Source organism: Megasphaera paucivorans (assembly GCF_900103535.1).
Lineage (GTDB): Bacteria > Bacillota > Negativicutes > Veillonellales > Megasphaeraceae > Megasphaera_A > Megasphaera_A paucivorans.
The window spans coordinates 62,251-83,619 of sequence record NZ_FNHQ01000007.1; the positions used below are offsets into that span (position 1 = coordinate 62,251).

The 21,369-nt window shown below is 39.9% G+C and carries 18 protein-coding genes and 1 other annotated feature; of the genes, 17 read left to right on the forward strand and 1 reads right to left on the reverse strand.

Annotation, left to right across the window (positions count from 1 at the left end; translation table 11 throughout):
- The first annotated feature begins 5 nt into the window (after positions 1 to 5).
- From BLR11_RS04610 to BLR11_RS04650, 9 genes are all read left to right on the forward strand, one after another.
- Positions 6 to 935 (forward strand): NAD-dependent epimerase/dehydratase family protein, encoded by a 930-nt coding sequence (locus BLR11_RS04610; protein WP_091648658.1) that lies wholly within the window; start codon positions 6 to 8, stop codon positions 933 to 935.
- On the forward strand, positions 932 to 1,381 hold the full coding sequence (locus BLR11_RS04615) for an ACT domain-containing protein (RefSeq protein ID WP_091648660.1): 450 nt from the start codon (positions 932 to 934) through the stop codon (positions 1,379 to 1,381). Before BLR11_RS04610 ends, BLR11_RS04615 begins: the two co-directional genes overlap by 4 nt.
- Positions 1,382 to 1,390: 9 nt before the next feature.
- Positions 1,391 to 2,686: a homoserine dehydrogenase gene (locus BLR11_RS04620; protein ID WP_245675083.1), complete on the forward strand. Its 1,296-nt coding sequence runs from the start codon at positions 1,391 to 1,393 to the stop codon at positions 2,684 to 2,686.
- 5 nt (positions 2,687 to 2,691) lie between these two features.
- A complete protein-coding gene (thrB, locus tag BLR11_RS04625; RefSeq protein ID WP_091648666.1) occupies positions 2,692 to 3,603 on the forward strand; it encodes a homoserine kinase in 912 nt (303 codons plus the stop codon).
- 71 nt (positions 3,604 to 3,674) lie between these two features.
- Positions 3,675 to 4,502 (forward strand): NAD(+) diphosphatase, encoded by an 828-nt coding sequence (gene nudC, locus BLR11_RS04630; RefSeq protein ID WP_091648669.1) that lies wholly within the window; start codon positions 3,675 to 3,677, stop codon positions 4,500 to 4,502.
- Positions 4,503 to 4,569: 67 nt separating this feature from the next.
- Positions 4,570 to 4,790 (forward strand) — a binding site (T-box leader).
- A 153-nt stretch (positions 4,791 to 4,943) separates the two neighbouring features.
- Positions 4,944 to 7,604 carry a valine--tRNA ligase gene (locus BLR11_RS04635; protein ID WP_091648672.1) on the forward strand — a complete coding sequence of 887 codons (2,661 nt, stop codon included), beginning with the start codon at positions 4,944 to 4,946 and terminating at the stop codon, positions 7,602 to 7,604.
- A gap of 17 nt (positions 7,605 to 7,621) precedes the next feature.
- Positions 7,622 to 8,932, forward strand: a complete 1,311-nt coding sequence (locus BLR11_RS04640; RefSeq protein ID WP_091648675.1) for a bifunctional folylpolyglutamate synthase/dihydrofolate synthase — start codon at positions 7,622 to 7,624, stop codon at positions 8,930 to 8,932.
- Positions 8,933 to 8,989: 57 nt separating this feature from the next.
- On the forward strand, positions 8,990 to 10,228 hold the full coding sequence (locus BLR11_RS04645) for an O-antigen ligase family protein (protein ID WP_091648677.1): 1,239 nt from the start codon (positions 8,990 to 8,992) through the stop codon (positions 10,226 to 10,228).
- A 115-nt stretch (positions 10,229 to 10,343) separates the two neighbouring features.
- Positions 10,344 to 10,985 carry a redox-sensing transcriptional repressor Rex gene (locus tag BLR11_RS04650; RefSeq protein WP_091648681.1) on the forward strand — a complete coding sequence of 214 codons (642 nt, stop codon included), beginning with the start codon at positions 10,344 to 10,346 and terminating at the stop codon, positions 10,983 to 10,985.
- 58 nt (positions 10,986 to 11,043) lie between these two features.
- On the opposite strand, the gene BLR11_RS04655 is transcribed toward BLR11_RS04650, so the two are convergent.
- On the reverse strand, positions 11,044 to 11,829 hold the full coding sequence (locus BLR11_RS04655) for a transglycosylase domain-containing protein (RefSeq protein WP_091648684.1): 786 nt from the start codon (positions 11,827 to 11,829) through the stop codon (positions 11,044 to 11,046).
- A 186-nt stretch (positions 11,830 to 12,015) separates the two neighbouring features.
- On the opposite strand from BLR11_RS04655, the gene BLR11_RS04660 reads away from it, so the two are divergent.
- The 8 genes from BLR11_RS04660 to BLR11_RS04695 all read left to right on the forward strand — a co-directional run bounded on the left by BLR11_RS04660 (position 12,016) and on the right by BLR11_RS04695 (position 21,366).
- Positions 12,016 to 13,248, forward strand: coding sequence for an argininosuccinate synthase (locus BLR11_RS04660; RefSeq protein ID WP_091648687.1), 1,233 nt, complete (start codon positions 12,016 to 12,018; stop codon positions 13,246 to 13,248).
- Positions 13,249 to 13,260: 12 nt separating this feature from the next.
- The gene (gene argH, locus BLR11_RS04665; RefSeq protein WP_091648690.1) at positions 13,261 to 14,694 is read left to right on the forward strand and encodes an argininosuccinate lyase; all 1,434 of its coding nucleotides are present in this window, start codon (positions 13,261 to 13,263) and stop codon (positions 14,692 to 14,694) included.
- A gap of 482 nt (positions 14,695 to 15,176) precedes the next feature.
- Positions 15,177 to 16,013: a UDP-3-O-acyl-N-acetylglucosamine deacetylase gene (gene lpxC, locus BLR11_RS04670; protein WP_091648693.1), complete on the forward strand. Its 837-nt coding sequence runs from the start codon at positions 15,177 to 15,179 to the stop codon at positions 16,011 to 16,013.
- A gap of 12 nt (positions 16,014 to 16,025) precedes the next feature.
- The gene (fabZ, locus tag BLR11_RS04675) at positions 16,026 to 16,475 is read left to right on the forward strand and encodes a 3-hydroxyacyl-ACP dehydratase FabZ (protein ID WP_091648697.1); all 450 of its coding nucleotides are present in this window, start codon (positions 16,026 to 16,028) and stop codon (positions 16,473 to 16,475) included.
- Positions 16,476 to 16,680: 205 nt separating this feature from the next.
- Complete coding sequence (lpxA, locus tag BLR11_RS04680) at positions 16,681 to 17,493, forward strand: acyl-ACP--UDP-N-acetylglucosamine O-acyltransferase (protein WP_091648700.1); 813 nt, start codon at positions 16,681 to 16,683, stop codon at positions 17,491 to 17,493.
- A 154-nt stretch (positions 17,494 to 17,647) separates the two neighbouring features.
- Positions 17,648 to 18,463: an LpxI family protein gene (locus BLR11_RS04685; protein ID WP_091648703.1), complete on the forward strand. Its 816-nt coding sequence runs from the start codon at positions 17,648 to 17,650 to the stop codon at positions 18,461 to 18,463.
- A gap of 12 nt (positions 18,464 to 18,475) precedes the next feature.
- Positions 18,476 to 19,618 carry a lipid-A-disaccharide synthase gene (lpxB, locus tag BLR11_RS04690; RefSeq protein ID WP_091648705.1) on the forward strand — a complete coding sequence of 381 codons (1,143 nt, stop codon included), beginning with the start codon at positions 18,476 to 18,478 and terminating at the stop codon, positions 19,616 to 19,618.
- Positions 19,615 to 21,366, forward strand: a complete 1,752-nt coding sequence (locus tag BLR11_RS04695) for an ABC transporter ATP-binding protein (protein ID WP_091648707.1) — start codon at positions 19,615 to 19,617, stop codon at positions 21,364 to 21,366. Before lpxB ends, BLR11_RS04695 begins: the two co-directional genes overlap by 4 nt.
- Positions 21,367 to 21,369 lie beyond the last annotated feature (3 nt).

Genomic DNA, 21,369 nt, shown 5'->3' on the forward strand with positions numbered 1-21,369 from the left:
GTGTATTGAATATATTAGTAACCGGCGGGGCCGGTTTTATTGGATCTCATTTAACGGACGAACTGATATTGACCGGACATCATGTTACTATTGTTGATAATTTGAGTACAGGCACCATGAAAAATGTGAATGATCAGGCGGAATTTCACAATATTGATATCCTTGACAAGGAAAAACTGGCAGCTGTATTTGACCAAGGACACTTTGATATTGTTTTTCATGAAGCAGCACAGACAATGGTTCCATATTCGATGGATCATCCTGTTGAAGATGCCGAATTGAATATTATGGGACTTTTAAATGTATTAGAAAATTGTCGTCGATATCATATCAAGAAAGTGATTTTTTCTTCTTCAGCAGCTGTGTATGGCGATAACCAAAAAGTGCCTATTAAGGAAAGTGAACCACTTAAACCGATGTCTTTTTACGGATTGACGAAAATCACAGCCGAACGATATTTACAACTGTATTATGAAAATTTTAACCTTCCTTACGTTGTATTACGATATTCAAATGTGTATGGGGAACGGCAAGGCAGTCATGGTGAAGGCGGGGTTGTTTTTGTTTTTTCCAAGGCACTGGCCCAGGGGAAAGATTTGACTATTTATGGTGATGGTGAACAATCGCGTGATTTTATTTATGTAAAGGATATTTCCCAGGCTAATATTGCGGCTATGTCCGAGAATGTACCTTGCGGCATTTATAATATCAGCACAAAGATTGAAACGACAATTAATGCATTAAAAGAAATTCTTGTATATTTCGCCGGAACCGCAGTTCAAACAACGTATGAAGATGCACGGACGGGAGATATTTTTCGTTCGGCTTTAGATAACAGCAACGCTATTGAAGTACTAAAATGGCATCCTAAAACTAAATTGATGCCGGGATTAATGGCAACCTATGCATATTTTCAAGAGGAGGAATCGCATTGAAGAAAGATACAAATCATAAATTTTATTTGGTGCAGGAAGATATTCTGCCGGAAGCCATTAAAAAAACTATAAAAGTTAAAGAGATTTTAAAGCATCATCAAACAAAAACTATTAATGAAGCTGTTAAGAAAATGGATTTGAGCCGTAGCGCGTATTATAAATATAAAGATTTTGTGTTTCCTTTTTATGATGTGACACAAGGGAAAATTGTTACGTTATCTATTATGATTTTTGATAAGCCCGGTTCATTATCTCAAGTTTTGAATGCGATCGCTTCTCATAATGGCAGTGTGCTAACCATTAATCAAGGGATTCCCCTGCAGGGAATAGCGAATGTGGCAATATCTGTGGAAACAAAAGATATGAAATGTACGATTGAAAATCTGATTAAGAAATTGGAAAAATTATCTGGAGTGAGCAAAGTAAACGTAATTGGACAAGCCTAGAGGGGAGAGATGATGATGAAAAATGTTTCAATTGCACTGTTGGGGTGCGGTACTGTTGGAAAAGGAGTCATTGACTTGTTGGCTATGAATAAGTCGTTAATCGAAGAACAGCTGGATACGGCAATTAGTATTAAAAAGGTACTTGTTCGTGACCTGAAAAAATATAAGCAAATGAAGTTGCCAAAAAACATTGCGATTACCACTGATTTTGAAGATATTATTAATGATGATGAAATTAAAATTGTTGTTGAAGTCATGGGCAGTGCAGATTTTGCGAAAAATTGCATTGAAAGTTGTTTTTTAAAAGGGAAAAGTGTTGTCAGTGCAAATAAAGATTTGATTGCTGATTATGGAATTCCTTTATTGAAATTATCACAAAAACATAACGTTGATTTTCAATTTGAGGCGAGTGTAGCGGGAGGCATTCCTATTGTCCGCCCTATGTATTCGTCTTTAAACAGCAATGCGATTGAAGAAATGACAGGAATTTTGAACGGGACGACGAATTTTATCCTAACCAATATGGCACAGCAGGGCATATCTTATGAAGCGGCATTGACGGAAGCGCAGAAGTTAGGATTTGCGGAAGCAGATCCGACAAGTGATGTAGGGGGATTTGATGCTGCCCGTAAAATTGCTATTTTGGCAACGTTAGGATTTCATTCGGAACTTACGTTTAAGGAAGTATCTGTAGAGGGAATTGAAAAAGTTACGCAGGCAGATATTCAACATGCCACAGAAATGGGGTATGTTATCAAACTGCTGGCAGTCGCTAAACAAACCAATAAAGGAATTTCCATGAGCGTGTATCCTGCATTTTTGCAGAAAAATCATCCATTGGCTAGTGTGGGGGGAGCTAATAATGCTATTTTTGTGCATGGAAATTGTGTTGGCGATGTTATGTTTTACGGCCAAGGAGCAGGTTCTCTTCCGACGGCGAGTGCGGTAGTGAGTGATGTTATGAATGTGATTACCCACTTTAATAACCAGATAACGGGAAAACGGCGGTATCTGTGGCGGGAAGATAAAAAGTTGTATAGTACATCCCGGATCATGTCTCCTTATTATCTGCGCATGATTGTAGATAATGCACCTGGTGTTTTATCCAGTATTTCGGGTATTTTTGCGGAAAGTAATATAAGCATCCGGTCGTTGATTCAAAAAGATGAAACGAAAGAAATTGCTGAAATTGTTATTTTGATAGATAGTTCACCCAACGGACTTGTAAAAAAGGCGTTGAAAAAAGTAGAATCGCTGGACTGTGTCCGTAAAGTGGCCAGTGCCATTCGCGTAGTAGAGGTATGATAGAGATGGTTGAACAATTTCATGTACAAATTCCAGCTACATCAGCGAATGTGGGATCAGGTTTTGATGCGTTGGGAATAGCACTTACATTATTTAATGATATATATTTTTCCGTTCAGCCGGAATACGACGGGATGAAAATTGTGGTGGAGGGACTGGGAAAAGAGTCTATTTCTACAGTATTTTCTGAGAATATGGTTTGTCAAGCGATGCAGATTGTTGCAGATACAGTGGGAAAACCTCTGCCTGGCGGTACATTGACATTAGTGAACCGCATTCCGCCGGCACGTGGATTGGGAAGCAGTTCAGCAGCCATTGTGGGGGGCATTGTATTGGCAGATGCCATGCTTGAAGCAAAATTGTCCAAGGCGGACATGCTGGTTATTGCGGCGAAGATGGAGGGACATCCGGATAATGTTGCACCTGCTTTGTATGGAGGGTTATGTGCTTCAGTTATGAATGAAGTGTATACAATTACTAATTCGTTACCTATTGGAGACGATTTATCCTTTGTTGTTGTTAGTCCGGAGGTGGAAGTATCTACTCATGATGCCCGGCAAGTTCTGCCTCATGTCGTTGATTACGGTCAGGCTGTGTTCAATGTCAGTCGTGTCAGTTTTTTGGTTACTTCTATATTGACTAAGCAATACGATCATTTGGCATTAGGGTTGGAGGATAAACTTCACGTACCGTATCGGATTCAGCTTATACCGCATGGTGAAGCCGTTTTGCAGGCAGCTATGGATGCTGGTGCAAAAGGTGCTACTATCAGTGGTTCTGGATCTACCTTGATCGCGTTTGTGACAGAGGATGGCAACCGAGTATTGGAAGCAATGGTACAGGCGTTTGAACGCAATGGATTAGTTTCAACGGGATATGTGTTGAACTGTTGCAATAAAGGGGCTGTAATTTTATAAATATATAATACAAAACACGCGATACTCTCGAAACTTCAGCAGATTCGAGAGCATTGCATGAAGGGAAGACTATGATACAGCAGATTGGTTCTCATATTTATTCTAATACATATCACCCCGGACCGGCGAAAGACGACAGTGTTATTTTGTCTTATTCTAATCGGGATATTCTTTTACGGGAACAAGGAGATGTTTTTTCGTATCCTTTATTTTCTCAATTACCCCCGGAAATGAAAAAGGAAAAACATCTTATCTGGCTTTTTACGATTGACGGCATTGAGTATTTTTTAACACGTGAGGCGATAACACTGCCTGGATATGCATATGTGCCCGTCAATTATTTACGAGTTGCCCATCCTCGTTATTTATCTTTTGCCGGAGTTACGGGATTATCTTTGCATAACTGGTATCAAAATCATATTTTCTGCGGCGGCTGCGGTAAACCGATGCAGTATAGCAAGGCAGAACGAATGGTATATTGTGATAACTGTCAGACCATGTCCTATCCGACGATTTGCCCTGCTGTTATTGTAGGCGTGCGCAACGGTGACAAACTTCTGGTTTCAAAATATGCTGGTCGTGATTATAAACGATTTGCTTTATTGGCGGGATTTGCTGAGATTGGTGAAACAATTGAAGAGACCGTACATCGTGAAGTTATGGAAGAAGTTGGCATTAAGGTTAAAAATCTGACGTTTTATAAAAGCCAGCCATGGTCTTTTACGGATACGCTTTTGTTTGGATTTTTCTGTGATGTTGCCGGCAGTGATGAACTTCATATTGATTATCAAGAGCTGTCTACTGCACAATGGCTGGATCGTAAAAATTTGCCTGATGATGAAGAAAAGTCTAGTCTTACTATGGAAATGATGACGTTATTTAAAGAAGGAAAAGCATAAATTAGTGAATTTGTGTTTTGAAAATGTATTTGACAATATAAGTGAAACTTGTTATGATAGGCTACAATGAAAGGCAATGAATGGAAGAATCTGTTTTTTTCTCCCGCTGCAGAGAGAGGCTCGATTGGTGCAAGAGCTTTGTAGGAGCAGAACAGAGGGTCACCCATGAGCCGGTGGAGGGAAAGATCTGCCCGGGACAACCGTTATCTGTATGATGAAGAGGCTATGATTTTTATTGTAGCAAATTAGGTGGTACCGCGGAAGATACGATGTTCTTTCGTCCTAACGGTTAGTTTAGGATGAGGGAACATTTTTTATTTAGTTGCGATGTGGCAGCCAATTAGTCGTTCTCTGACGGGTAAGTCAAAATAAATCGATAAAATTTTATACTAGCAAAAAAACAATGAATAGTTGATGTAGTATTGAGGAGGAGAAACGAATATGCAATGGAATAAAGAAGAACTGGGTTCTTATGCACCTAATGATATTGAAATGAAGTGGTATGCGTATTGGGAAAATAATGGTTTTTTTCACCAAGAGCCGGAGGCAGGTAAACCACCGTTTAGTATTGTAATGCCGCCGCCTAATGTGACAGGACAACTTCATATGGGACATGCATTAGATAATACGCTTCAAGATATACTTATCCGCTTTAAGCGTATGGAAGGATTTAATGTGATGTGGCTGCCTGGGACGGATCATGCTGGAATTGCAACCCAAGTCAAAGTAGAGCAGCAATTAGCTGAAGAAGGAAAAACACGGTATGATATTGGACGTGAAGAATTTTTAAAACGGGTTTGGCAATGGAAAGAGCAATATGGGAACCGCATTGAAAAACAAGTGCGCCGATTGGGATCTTCCTGTGACTGGAGCCGTAAACGGTTTACGATGGATGATACGTGTGCTAAGGCGGTTCGGGAGGTTTTTGTGTCTCTTTATGAAAAGGGATTGATTTATCAAGGACAGCGTATTACAAACTGGTGTCCGCATTGCCAAACAGCCTTAAGTGATATTGAAGTGGATCACTCGGATGTCCAGGGACATTTATGGTATGTAAAATATCCCATTGTTGGAGAGACAGAATATGTCATGATCGCGACGACTCGGCCTGAAACGATTATGGGGGATACAGCGGTTGCCGTAAATCCGAATGATCCGCGTTTTAAAAAATATATAGGGAAAAAAGTTATTGTTCCGCTGGTAAACCGTGAAGTAGATATTATTGCTGACGATTATGTTGATCTTGAATTTGGGACCGGTGCTGTTAAAATTACACCGGCACATGATCCGAATGATTTTGATATGGGACAGCGCCATCATTTGGAATCTATTATGATTATGAATTTAGACGGCACAATGAATGAACTGGCAGGAGATAAATACAATGGCATGACTCGTGAAGAATGCCGAAATGCAGTAGTAGCTGATTTACAATCTTTGGGTCTGCTGGATCATATCGAAGAGTTAACGCATGCAGTAGGACATTGTTCCAGATGCAAGACGATAATTGAACCGTTTTCCACTAAACAATGGTTTGTTAAAATGGGACCTCTTACAGAAGCGGCTCTTACAGCGGTAAAAGAAGGTAAGACCGAATTTGTACCAGACCGCTTTGCTAAGACCTATAATCACTGGCTGGAAGACGTTCATGATTGGTGTGTTTCCCGGCAGCTTTGGTGGGGGCATCAAATTCCGGCATGGTACTGTGATGATTGTGGCAAAACTTCGGTCAGTCGTACGGATATTACAGAATGTCCGCATTGCCATAGTACACATATTCATCAAGATCCAGATGTGTTGGATACTTGGTTCAGCTCAGCACTGTGGCCTTTCTCAACTATGGGATGGCCAAATCAGACGGCCGATTTAAAACAGTTTTTTCCGACAAGTGTACTGGTGACAGGATATGACATTATTTTCTTCTGGGTTGCACGTATGATGTTTATGACATGTGAATTTATGAAGGATATTCCGTTTAAGCATGTGTTTATACATGGTCTTGTCCGTGACAGTCAAGGTCGTAAGATGAGTAAATCTTTGGGAAATGGGATTGATCCATTAGGTGTTTGTGAAGAATATGGGGCCGATGCACTGCGATTTACTCTTGTTACGGGAAACACTCCGGGCAACGATATGCGTTTTTATATGGAAAAAGTAGAAGCAAACCGTAATTTTGCCAATAAAATTTGGAATGCGACAAAATTTGTTATTATGAATCTAAAAGATTATGATGTCGATTTTATTCCTGCAACGGCAGACTTGACATTGGCAGATCGCTGGATACTTACTTCTTTCAATGATACGGTTCGGCGCGTAACGACTAATTTAGATACGTTTGAATTAGGTGATGCGGCTGATGCTGTATATAATTTCATCTGGAATTCTTATTGTGATTGGTATATTGAATTAGCTAAACAGCGTTTGTATAAGTCGGATGATGAACAGAGCAAGCGTACCGTACAATATGTTTTGGTCTATGTTCTTGCACATACGCTGGAATTACTCCATCCATTCATGCCGTTTGTGACAGAACACTTATGGCAGCATATACCCCACGAAGGAGACAGCATCATTGTAGCTCCGTGGCCGCATATGCAGGAAAAATGGAATTTTGCTTCTGATGCAGCGACAATGAATACACTTATGGAGGCAATTAAAGGTATTCGCAATATGCGTGCCGAATCCAATGTCCCCATGGGTAAAAAAGCACCGATCATTATGATTCCTGCAGATAAAGCGATGGCGGCTACATTGAAAGAATATGAGGCGTATTTCCATACATTGGCGTTTGCCGATAAGGTTACTTTGCTTGATCCGATGGATGCTAAACCGGAAAATGCAGTTGTCTCTGTAGTTCCGGGTATTGAAGTGTATCTTCAGTTGAAAGACCTGATTGATGTTGAAAAAGAAACGGCACGTGTTCGCAAGGAACAAGATAAGATAGCAAAGGATATTGACCGGTTGGAAAAGAAATTATCTAATCAAGGCTTTTTATCAAAAGCTCCTGCGGCAGTTATTGAAAAGGAAAAGGCTAAACTGACGGACTATTCTGAAAAAGCGGCAGCGTTGGCTAAGCGCATGGAAGACTTAGATGCGTTGTAAGATCGAGGCATATCACTATGACATACAATGAAGCAGTATATTATTTAGAGCATGCCAGCGTGTTTGGGGTACAACTTGGGCTGGAACGTATCCGTAAATTGCTGGAACGACTGGGAAATCCTCAAAACACCTATAAAACCATCCATGTAACGGGAACCAATGGGAAAGGTTCCGTTACGGCAATGATTGCCAGTGTGTTAACAGAAGCAGGAATTCATACGGGGCGGTATACGTCTCCCCATTTGGAAGAATATACGGAACGTATACATCTTGATGACAATGATATCAGTAGAGAAGCCTTTGCCGAAGCGGTAGAAAAAGTATCGCACGTTGTGGAATGTATGGCGGCTGAAGGGTTAGAGCGGCCAACAGAATTTGAAATGATTACAGCTTCTGCTTTTTGGTATTTTGCTAAAGAAAAAGTAGAATATGCTGTTATTGAAGTAGGTCTTGGCGGTCTGCTCGACTCTACAAACGTGATTGTCCCGGTTGTTTCTGTCATTACCAATGTATCTATGGATCACATGAAATATTGCGGGAATACTATTGAGGAAATTGCGGTACAGAAAGCCGGAATAATTAAAGAGGGAGTACCTGTTGTAACAACTGCGCAGCAACCGGCATTATCGATTATTGCAAAAACAGCATATGAAAAACATAGTCGGGTATATGCTGCTGGTTATAGTTTTGACGTTGTTCAGGAGGTCAGCAAAGAAAAGAAATGGGGAGAACAAGTCGTTACGGTTCGGGAAAGATACGGATATTCCATTACTGCCGCTATTCCCCTAATGGGGCAGCATCAACGGATGAATAGTGCAGCTTCTATTATGACATTGCTTCTTATCGCGCGCCATGACAAACGCCTGACGTGTACTGCTTTACAGCGAGGCATAGCAAACGTTCGATGGCCTGGGCGTTTCCAAATTCTTAAAGCGGGTGAGATCGATATTGTTATTGATGGTGCACATAACCCGGCTGGTATTGATACTTTCTGCAAAACGTATGAAGAAGTTTTTGCAAATCGCAAACGAGTATTTTTGTTTTCCGTTTTAGCAGATAAAGATTATACGCAGATGGTACAAAAACTATTTCATCGGGATGATTATGTTATTTGTGCTCCGGCTCCCACTCCGCGCACTGCCGATCCAAGAGAAGTTGCTGCCATTCTTCCTTGCAGGGCAGATTGGTCAGAATCTATTGAAGATGGATTGACTAACGTGTTTTCTTCCGTAAAGGATAATCAAGTAGTGTGTATTATCGGATCACTATACATTCAAGGGGCCGTTCGCCGATATCTGCGTACTCGATACGGCCTTTGCCGGATATAAAAACACATGGACAATGTAATCATTTTTACGCTATAATAAAGTTAAAGGAGGATTGCTATGAATCCTAAGACTTTTATAGCGGGCAGTCCCAGCGAAGCATTACGGATGCGTATCGTATATGCTCTTTTTGGGACTGCCTTTTTTTTACCGCTTAACATTTTTGCACTGGAAGCTTGTTTCATTGCAGCTGTCTTTATGTCGGCGTATTATACGTGGAAATATGATGTGCATATTTGGCGGTATATGCCATTATTTTGGCCGGCGGCAGCCTTTTCGGTGACTGCGTTCCTATCGTTGGCAGGCTCACCTAAATCTTTATATGGTATTGCTTTTTATTTTTTTACAGTTGTGCAATATTTTTTATTATATAATATGGTTGTCTCTTTTATTCGAGGAGAAAAAGAACGCCGTATTTTATTATATTGCTTTTTGGCAGGAGCGGTATGTGTAGCTGTCTATGGATTATATCAATATACTACTATGCTGGGTCTTCATAATGCAGAGTGGGTGGATACGGATGCTTTTCCCTTGCTGCAGCGGCGTATGTATTCAACCTTATATAACCCCAATCTTTTATCGGCATACCTGCTTATGGTTATGGGAATTGCGGCTTCCTTGACAGTGTGGACGCGACACAATGTGCATCGTATTATATATGGTGCTTTGTTTGTTTTATTTACGCTTTGTCTTATTTTGACTTACTCCCGCGGCGGCTGGGTCAGTGTATTTGCTTTGGTCTTTTTCTTTGGCCTGGTATGGGACAAAAGAATTTGGCTGTTGTTTCTTATCGTTCCTTTGGTGTTGGCCTTTTATCATGGAGGAGTGGTCAATCGTCTTTTGTCGATTTTTTCTAATAGTGAAGATACCTCGGTTATTATGCGTCTTGATATGTGGGAAAGTACTTTTTACATGATTTGTGATCATCCTATTTTAGGTGTTGGCTGGGGAGCCTATAAATATGTCTATCCGTTGTATAACGAATTGATTCAAGAAGCAGGTATCACGATTTATCATGCACATAACATGTATTTTAATATTATGGCAGAAACGGGTGTTGTTGGATTTTTCTTTTATATGTGGTTCTTTTTTGGGACGGCTTGGTATGGATTGCGCGTCTTAAAAGAAAATTGTAATACCTTTGATTGCTGTATCGCCATGGGGACCGCATCCGTGATTGCAGCGCTTGCTGTCAGTGGAATCAGTGATTACGACTTGTTTAGTACTCAAATATCACTAACTTTATGGTTTTTATGCGGATTATTTTCCAATACTTATATAGAAATGCAAAAAAAATGAAAAAAAGTTTGATAAAGAATTCACAATGATATATAATAATATTAATTGTGAATGGTTGAACAATATAATATTTTTTTGACATTGTCTACAGGATAGATATGGAAAGGAGTTTTCCATGAAACAGAAGAAAGTGATATCTGATGCAGTTATAGAAAGACTACCCTTATATTATAGGGATTTACTATTACTGCAGGATGCTGGAATTGACATTATATCTTCAGAAAAATTAGGAGAACGCCTTGGTATTACGCCGGAACAAATTCGCAAAGATTTGACCTGTTTTGGAGCTTTTGGTAAAAAAGGTGTAGGATATTATGTTGGTGAATTATGTCAGCAGATTGTTGAAATTATTGGGTTACAGCAGCATTGGAAAGTGGGTATTGCAGGAATTGGGCATTTAGGATGGGCGTTAGCCAATTATAAAACATTTGGCCGTTTAGGATTCCGTACGACCGGCTTGTTTGATGTAGATCATCGTATTATTGGACAGAATGTAGGGGGAGTCATTGTTACACCTATTTCTGAGATGGATAAAGTAATTCGTAAAGAAGGCATTCAAATTGGAATTATTACTACGCCAGCTTCCGTCGCCCAGCAAGTTGCTGACCAAATGGTAAATGCAGGCATCAAAGGTATATTATCGTTTGCACCGCTGCGGCTTAACGTGCCAGATCATATTTTTGTATTTCGTGAAGACCTATCCATTGGATTGAGTCGTATTTCATACTATTTAACAAATAAACCGGAAGAACAGTAATACTGTTTTTTTATTAATAAAAATGAGGATAAGACATCTATATGTGGATGTCCTGCCCTCATTTATTTTTTTTCAGATGTAGATTTTCCCGGTAGGCTGCAGTTGCTTCCGCAGGGGTAATGAATCCTTGGTCAGACATCAGCGCCAGTACGGTTTTTTGTCGTTCTTTTGCCGCGTTGTAATTTTCTAATGGATTATAGTACGTGGGAGCTTGCAATAACCCGGCTAACATTGTTGCTTGACCTAAAGATAATTTGTCTGGTTTGATGCCAAAATATCGCAGGCAGGCTTCATTGATGCCATAAGAGTTGGAGCCAAAATAAGCGGTATTTAAATATAATTCCAAAATTTCGTCTTTTGTGTAGTTTTTTTCAAGGAGAATTGATAAAATCAATTCTTGAGATTTTCGGGTCAATGTTCGTGCGGGTGTTAGAAAATTATTTTTTACAACTTGCTGACTAATTGTACTGCCGCCTTCTACGGTTTCCCCAGAAGTAAAATTGACCAGCATAGCGCGGATAATGCCGATTGGATCGATGGGACCGTGTTCATAAAAACGGCGATCTTCCGTTGCAATGACTGCCTGCTGCAGTGATTTTGGTATTATTGCAAGAGAGGTGTATACAGGAATCTTTTTAATTTTATCATCTAAAGCGGCACGAAAATGCATATACGAGTACAGGTTTTCCTGCAGCGTACTTATGGGTTCCGGTACAGTGCTTTTTTGTATATGTGAAGAAACGGCAGGCATGTGTGTACTGACTTTCGGTGCGTCATATAACATATTCCAACCGGCACAGGCGAAGAAAGCAATTAAAAATATAAAAATATATTTCTTTTTCATAAAACCTCCTATCATGATTTATTGTATCATATTTCGTTATGTATGAAAACAAAGGCTTTCCAGCAGGAATATATAAGATAGAAATAAAAATTGTTTTATACAAAATACTTGCATAATATTTCATCAACGTGTATACTAAATTACAAATATAAAATTAATTATGAGTATGTTGAGGAGGAATTAGCAATGAATGATATTAAAAAGATAGTCTTAGCTTATTCTGGTGGGTTGGATACATCTGTCATTATTCCTTGGTTAAAGGAAAACTATAAAGGCTGTGAAGTAATTGCCGCTTGTGCTGACTTGGGACAGCCGGATGATTTTAAAGCTATTGAAGAAAAAGCATATAAATCCGGAGCATCTAAGGTATATGTTATGGATGTTAAAAAGGAATTTTTGGAAGATTATGTTTGGCCTGTTGTAAAAGCAGGCTGTGTATATGAAGGAAAATATCTTCTGGGAACATCTTTTGCACGTCCTCTTATTTCTAAAAAACTTGTTGAAATAGCTAAAAAAGAAAATGCCGATGCAATTGCACACGGCGCTACAGGAAAAGGGAACGACCAGGTCCGGTTTGAATTGACTGTAAAAGCACTGGCTCCCGAAATTAAATTGATTGCACCGTGGCGCATGTGGTCTATTAAATCGCGTGAAGATGCATTGGAATTTGCGGCAGCACACAATGTGCCTATTGCTCATAAAACCGAAGGAGAACCATATCCGTACAGCATGGATTGGAATATTTGGCATTTGAGTCATGAAGGTGCCGACTTGGAAAATCCTGCAAATGCACCCAAAGATATGGTATATATGGTGACAACTCCGCCAGAAAAAGCTCCGGATATGCCGGTTAAAATTGAACTTACTTTTGAACAAGGAATTCCGGTTGCGCTGAATGGACAAAAGATGGAAACTGTGGCACTGATGGAAACGTTGAATAAGATTGGTGCTGAAAATGGTATTGGAATTGTCGATCTCGTTGAAAATCGACTGGTTGGAATGAAGAGCCGTGGCATTTATGAAAATCCAGGCGGAGCAATTATTATGTATGCTCATAGAGAATTGGAATATCTTTGCCTTGATAGAGCTACGCTGCATTATAAAGAACTTGTTGCTAATAAATATGCTGAACTTGTATATGATGGCATGTGGTTTTCTCCTTTGCGTGAAGCATTGGCTGCCTTTGTTGATGAAACACAAAAAACAGTTACAGGGACAGTGAATTTGAAATTGTATAAAGGAAATATTATAAGTGCCGGTTCTCAATCGCCGTATTCTTTATATAGTGAAGAATTTGTAACGTTTGGTGAAGATGAAGTATATAATCAGAAAGATGCAGAAGGATTTATCAATCTATTTGGCTTACCGCTCAAAATGCGTGCCATGATGAAACAGCATGTGGAAAAAGCAGAAAAATAAGGAGCGAACACAATGAAATTATGGGGCGGTCGTTTTACAAAAGCTACTGATAGAAACGTAGAAGAATTTAATTCTTCGATTCAATTTGATTGCCGTATGTATGCAGAAGATATCTGTGGCAGTATTGCGCATGCAACAATGCTTGCAAAACAGGGTATTATATCTGATTTTGATAAAGAGCAGATTGTTGCAGGCCTGAAAAATATATATGAACAGATAGAAAAAGGCGAATTTGAGTTTTCTATTGAATTAGAAGATATCCATATGAATGTAGAAAAACGTTTAACAGATGCTATCGGTGAAGCCGGCGGAAGACTTCATACTGGACGCAGCCGTAATGATCAGGTGGCGTTGGATACGCATATGTACGTTCGTAAGGAAATTGCCTCGGTGGCGGTGCTTCTTGCAAATTTGCAAGAAGCGATTGTCAAAGCTGCAGAAAAATATAGCGATACCATTATGCCGGGATATACGCATATGCAGCGTGCACAACCAGTTCTTTTTAGTCACCATCTGATGGCCTATTTTTCTATGTTTTCCCGTGATTTCAAACACCTATCTTATGTTTGGGATATAACGGATATCATGCCACTGGGAGCAGGTGCTTTAGCAGGGACAACGTATCCTCTTGATCAGCCTTATGTAGCAGAATTGCTTAACTTCTCAACATTATATGATAACAGCATGGATGCTGTAAGCGATAGAGATTATATTATATCATTTCTTGAATTTGCAGCTAATTTGATGATGCACCTAAGTCGTTTATCAGAAGAATTTATTCTTTGGTCTTCTTCGGAATTCAAATTTATTGAATTGGATGATGCACATTGTACGGGTTCTTCTATTATGCCGCAGAAAAAAAATCCGGATATTTGTGAACTCGTTCGCGGAAAAACAGGGCGTGTTTATGGACATTTGATGGGAATTCTTACGATGATGAAAGGAATTCCCATGGCGTATGATAAAGACATGCAAGAGGATAAGGAAGGGTTGTTCGATGTTATTGATACGTTGAAATTTGCTCTTGCGATTTATACAGCGATGATTGGTGGTATGAAAGTGAATGATCGGCATATGCGGGAGGTTTTGGAAAACGATTTTTCCAATGCAACGGATATGGCGGATTATCTGGCTAAAAAAGGATTGCCCTTCAGAGAGGCCCACGCTGTCGTTGGTAAAGCGGTACAGTATTGCTTGCAGCAGGGAAAAGTACTGCAGCAATTGACATTGCAGGAATTGCAGGAGATGTCTGCTTTATTTTCTGAAGACATACATCACTATCTTGATATTGAAACTTGCGTGTCGCAGCGGCAGACGTATAATGGGACGGCTCCGGCTTCTGTTGCGAGACAGTGTACTGCAGGGTATAACGTGATCGATAATGAAAAGAAACATATTAGTCAGTGGAATGGGATTATTGCCTCTGTGTATGAACTGGTCAAATAATTAGCAGAAATGAAGTTAAATGACACTACTGTATTTTTGCAGTAGTGTCATTTGTGTTATTGTATATGCCGATACGGCGGCAATAGAAATTCATTTAGGCAGAGAACTGAGAATACCGTATATTTTAAATATGGGAAAGTAGTGAATTAATCATTTCGTTTTGCGGATAACAGATTTTTTATAAATAATGAGTATTCAGCGTAGTTAACAGGCAATTTGAACTTAGTGTAAAATAATTCTCGGTAAGATATTGCAAAAAAAAGAAAAGACCTAGATAATAGATATATTGCCTAGCCAGCAAAATATATCACAACCGAAGGTCTTCTCATGGAATATATTATAGCAGAAATTATCAAAACAATAAAGGAATCCGATACCGCAATTTGAAGTTATATTTGTCAATTACCGCATTAATAATGTATAATAAAATCATATAGATAAAAGTTAATTTATAAATATGAAGGAAAGGAGTGGCGTAATTAATGTTAAATGTGGCTCAAACTACATTAGCTGATTCGATTTCGTATAATGGAATCGGCTTGCATGCTGCAAATGAAGTCCACATGGTACTGCGCCCAGCGCCGGCTGATACGGGAATTATTTTTGTCCGTACAGATTTACCGGGGAATCCCTCGGTACCGGCACATCTATCCAATGTAACCAATACAATGAGGGCAACAACACTTGAAGACGGTGAAGCGAAGGTTTTTACTGTTGAACATTTGTTGTCTGCTTTGCAAGGATTGCAGATAGATAATTGTATCGTGGAAATGAATTCGGTGGAACCACCGGTTGCCGATGGCAGCAGTCTGACTTTTGTTCATTTAATAGAACAGGTTGGCACAGTATCATTAGATGCGCCTCGTTGCGTTCTTGCTGTTAAAAAACAGCATATTGTTCAAGATCAGGATAAGTTTATAGCTATCATTCCCTATGATGGTTTTCGTATTACCTTTACCTCTATTAATCCCCACCCTTTATTAGGGGTTCAATTTATGGACACCGAAATTGCGGATAAGCAGCAATATATACAAGATGTTGCCCCCGCTCGAACGATTGCTTTTACACAAGAGTTTGAAATGTTAAAAAAATTAGGGTTAGGCAAAGGCGGGACGATTGAAAATGTTGTTGTTTATGATGAGCATACCTGCTTGTCAAAATTGCGTTTTGATGACGAGCTAGTCCGTCATAAAGTGTTGGATATCGTGGGAGATATGGCGTTGATTGGAAAACCGATCAAGGGACATATTATTGCTGTTAAATCCAGCCATAAATTAAATAATCGCTTAGCTAATGAGATTTTTAAAGAAGTTGATTAGGGAGGAATTATTATGATTTTGAATGTAACCGATATTATGGAAATTTTGCCGCATCGCTATCCGATGCTGCTTGTGGATCGTATTATCGAATTAGAACCGATGAAATATGCCGTAGGTATTAAGAATGCAACGTTTAACGAACAGTTTTTCCAAGGTCATTTTCCGGGGCAGCCGGTTATGCCGGGAGTATTGCTGGCAGAAGCAATGGCACAAGTAGGCGGAGTAGCACTTCTCTATCCGGAAGAAAATCGTGGGCTCGTTCCATTCTTTACAGGAATCGATAAGCTGCGGTTTCGCCATCCTGTCCGTCCGGGAGATACCGTTGTTATGCGTGCGGATATTGAAAAAATTAAAGGACGTATGGGTAAAGTCAAAGCACAATCCCATGTAGGTGATATATTGTGTGCAGAAGGTGAATATCTGTTTGCACTCATGCCGCAGGAAGATAAAAAAAGAAAATAAGTTATAATGCAAGTAATTAGTATAAAAAAGAAGAAAAATAACGAAAAAATAAGATAGACTAATATAACACTGCTAAAACATTTGTTTTTAGCAGTTATATTCTGCCCTCATGAAAAAGAGTATATTATATATTGTTAAATTATTAAAAATTTTTAAGCTCCTTTCAGATTGGGAAATTTTGAAAGGATAGCGAGGAGTGACTTTAATGACCGAGGAAAAAGGAGACATGCAGAAAAGCATGATACATCCAACGGCTATTATAGATCCACATGCGAAAATTGGGCCAGGTGTTAAAATAGGGCCTTACGCCGTTATCGGCCCTAATGTGGAGATTGGAGAAGGAACGGAAGTTATGGCACATGTTGTCATTGACGGATGGACTACAATAGGAAAATATTGTCGGTTTTTCCCCAGTGCGTCTATTGGTTCCGAACCACAGGATTTGAAATTTAATGGCGAAAAAAGCTATGTAACGATTGGTGATTATTCTGTTTTTCGGGAATTTGTGACAGTAAGCAGGGCGACAGGTGAAGAAGATGTGACAAGTATTGGTTCCCATTGCTTGTTTCAAGCTTGTACGCATATTGCCCATAATTGTGATGTCGGCAATTATGTTATTATGAGTAATTGCGCGGGGCTTGCCGGACATGTGACGATTGAAGATCGTGTTGTAATCGGCGGAATTGCCGGAGTACATCAATTTGTCAAAGTAGGACGCAACAGCATGATCGGCGGGTTGGCAAAGGTCGTGCAGGATATTCCGCCTTTTGTTATTGCTGATGGACAGCCAGCACGTTGTGTAGGGTTGAATAGTGTTGGATTATCCAGAGCCGGAATACCAGAGAATATTCGCAGCGAACTGAAAAAAGCATTTCGTATTTTATACCGCTCTGGTTTGAATTTAGGACAAGCAATTGCTGAAATGGAACAGGAATTGGACAGCTCTGAAGAAGTAGAACATTTTCTTCGCTTTCTTCGCAATGCAGAACGAGGTATTTGTCGCGGCACAAAAGCGTAATGAATTATAGAAAGGGCAGGTGAGCAGTGTCTTGCCACCCTTTTTTTGTTTGTCGGAGTTTTTGTAGAAAAAGACTTTCCTTTTGCTGACAGAGTATATATTTTTTTGATATAATAGATGAGATACATTACTAGATTTCACAAGGGTGGTATATATGGAAAAAGTAGGATTGCTTGCGGGTGTTGGCAATTTGCCTGTAGAATTTGTGCGTGCTGCTAAACAGACAGGACATAAAGTGATTGTTATTGCTGTTGTGGATGAACCAGCACCGGAATTAGCATCGGAAGCAGACGTGTACTATACTATTAATGTGGCTAAATTGGATAAAGTAATCCGTACCATGAAGAAAGAAGGAGTTACTAAAATCACCATGATTGGCAAGGTAACTAAGGAAATCCTTTTTAAAGGTCTTAAATTTCCGGACTTGCGGGCAATTAAGCTGTTGGCACGATTGCGCAATCGTAAAGATGATACGATTATGCTGGCTATTGTAGAAGAACTGGCAAAGGATGGATTGGAGGTAGTTGATCAAACTATATACCTAAAACCCCTGATGCCTTCTGTAGGAGTGCTGACACAGCGGACACCTACAGAAAAAGAAAATGATGATATTCGTTTTGGCTTTGCAGCAGCAAAGGCTGTTGGTGGATTGGATATTGGTCAAACTGTCGTTGTAAAGAATAAAGCAGTCATGGCCGTTGAAGCGATTGAAGGGACAGATTCCTGTATTCGCAGGGGCGGTACGCTGGGAAGAGGAAATGCTGTTGTTGTCAAGGTGGCAAAACCAAATCAAGATGTTCGTTTTGATGTTCCGGCCATTGGTATGGATACCTTGCAGAATATGATTGAAAGCAATTGTACAGTACTGGCTATTGAAGCTGGACATACGCTTTTTGTGGAACAGCAGGCGGTGATATCTTTAGCAGATAAGAAGGGTATTTGTATTTGTGCTGTAGATGAAACGTATTGATAAGGAGTTTTTATGAAAATCATGTTTTCTGCCGGAGAAGCCTCTGGTGATATGCATGGCGCAAATTTAGCCAAAGCTATGAAAAAAATTGATCCTGAAGTGGAACTGATCGGTATGGGTGGTTCTCAGATGGATGCTGCCGGTGTGCGGATTATATATGATATAAAAAATCTGGGATTTATAGGGGTAGGGGAAATTCTAAAGAAAATTCCATTCTTTTTTCGACTCCGCGATTTTTTATTTCAAAAAATGCTGGAGGAAAAACCAGATTTATTAGTCTGTATTGATTATCCTGGTTTTAATATGCGTCTTATCAAGAAGGCAAAGGCAGCGGGTATTCCTGTCGTTTATTATATTTTGCCGACTATTTGGGCTTGGCATAAAAGCCGAGGAAAGGTAATAGCACAATATGCTGATTTGGCAGTATCTATGTTTCCTTTTGAAGAAACGTTGTATCGCAATATAGGAACAAACGTTATTTATGCCGGACATCCGCTGATGGATGTGGTTCATGCTGACATGACAAAAGAGGAGGCTTACCGGTATTTTGGTTTGGACCCCCAGAAACGAACGATTTTGTTTATGCCGGGAAGTCGGCTGCAGGAGGTCAAGGGATTGCTTCCTGATATGCTTAGTGCTGCAAAAATTATTAAGCAATATGCAGGAAATGTTCAATTTATCATACCGCGAGCTTCGACAATTGATCGCAGTTTGCTTGAACGCGCTGTACAAGCTGCAGATGTTTCTGCTGTTATTGCGGATGATCATATATATGATATGATGAATATCAGTACGGTAGCGGTGGCGGCATCGGGAACGGCAACCTTGGAGACCGCATTGATGGGGCTGCCGACGATATTGATTTATCGAGTGTCTTCCTTGACCTATACATTGTCGAAATTTCTAGTCCATATAAAGCACATTGGATTACCTAACATTATTTCCGGAAGGGAAATAATGCCGGAATTGTGGCAGGATGAAGTTACTCCGCTTCATATAGCGGAACAATTGTTAAAAGTGTTACAGGATAAAAAGCAGGAACAACAACTGCGCAGTGATATGTTATCCGTGCGCAGTTCTATGGGGAAACCCGGTGCGGTTGAGCGCATCGCTGGAACTATTATACAGTTTGCTAAGGAGAAAGGCAGTTTATGAGAGAATATAGTAGCTATGAAAGCTACAAAAGATTGTTGAACTTTATCAGACCATATGTATCACGGTTGATTATATCTGTAGTGTGCATGGCTTTTTCCGGTCTGAGCAATGTTGTTGTACCGTGGCTGATTAAAGATGTTATTGATAAAGTGTTAGCCAATAAAGATGTCTATACGTTGAACCTTATTGTTATCGGTATTTTGGTTCTTTTTGTTTTGCGGGGCATTTTCTTTTTTGGGCAAAGCTATCTCATGAGTTATGTGGGACAAAAAATTGTTATTGATATTCGAGAAAAACTGTATCGCCATTTGCAGCGCTTGTCTTTGTCGTATTATGACCGTAATAAGACGGGTATTATTATGAGTAACTTGACAAATGATGTTACGGCGCTGCAAACTGCAATTGCCGGAAACTTGGTTTCCTTTGTTCAAGAAGTCGTTATATTAGTTGGGTCATTGGCTTCTATGGTGTATTTGAATTGGCGGTTGACATTGCTGACCTTGATTATTGTGCCGTTAGTGCTTTTGACGATTCACTTTTTTGGAGCACGGCTGCGTGAAGCGGGTCATGAGGTACAGGGAAAGATCGCTGATATTACCGCCCTGCTTCAGGAAGCTATTTCTGGAATTCGAATTATTCGCTCTTTTAATCGTGAAGAATATGAAATAAAAAAATTTATTACACAAAACGACTACAATTTTCAGGCCGTTATGAAGACGACAAAACTTACAAGTATGCTGACTCCGTTTGTGGAATTTTTTGCAGCGGTGGCTGTGACCGGGATTATTTGGTATGGCGGCATAAGTGTTATTAACGGAGATATGACGGCAGGGGCTCTTATTGCCTTCTTGATTTATGCAATTAATCTGGCTAATCCAGTGCGTCGAATTAGTGATATTTATGGCAATGTTCAAAAATCTCTTGGTGCTGCAGATCGTGTATTTGAAACACTTGATACAAAACCTGACGTAGAAGAAAATATGAATGCCGTTGAATTGCCACAGGTGCAAGGCCGTGTTCAATTTGACAATGTGTATTTCTCTTATGACAGCGAGCATGCCGCATTGCAGAATTTTAATTTGATTATAGATCCCGGGCAGGTTGTAGCGCTTGTAGGCCCCAGTGGAGCCGGAAAATCTACAGTTGCTAATCTTTTGCCTCGCTTTTATGATGTGGAACGAGGAAGTTTGACTATTGACGGCATTGATATCCGGGATGTTACGTTTTCGTCGTTACGTCGGCAAATTGGACTTGTTCCGCAGGAAACCATGCTTTTTAATGCGTCTGTCATGGAAAATATTTTGTATGGCCGTTTAGATGCGACAGAAGAAGAAGTCATATTAGCAGCTAAAGCGGCAAATGCGGATGAGTTTATCCGGCAGCTGTCCGATGGATACAGCACGGTAGTCGGAGATCGGGGCAATTCTTTATCCGGCGGACAGCGGCAGCGTATTGCTATTGCTCGGGCTATTTTGAAAAATCCGCGTATTCTTATTCTTGATGAAGCAACCTCTGCTCTGGATACGGAAAGCGAGAAAATTGTACAGGCCGCTTTGGATCGTCTCATGAAGGGACGTACTGCCGTGGTTATTGCACATCGGCTTAGCACGGTCCGCAATGCGGACAAGATCGTTGTGATTGATAAAGGAAGAATCGCTGAAGTGGGAACGCATGAACAACTTCTTGCGAAAAAAGGACTATACGCAAATTTATATGCAGTGCAATTTAATGAAAAATTGAAAGGCTAAACT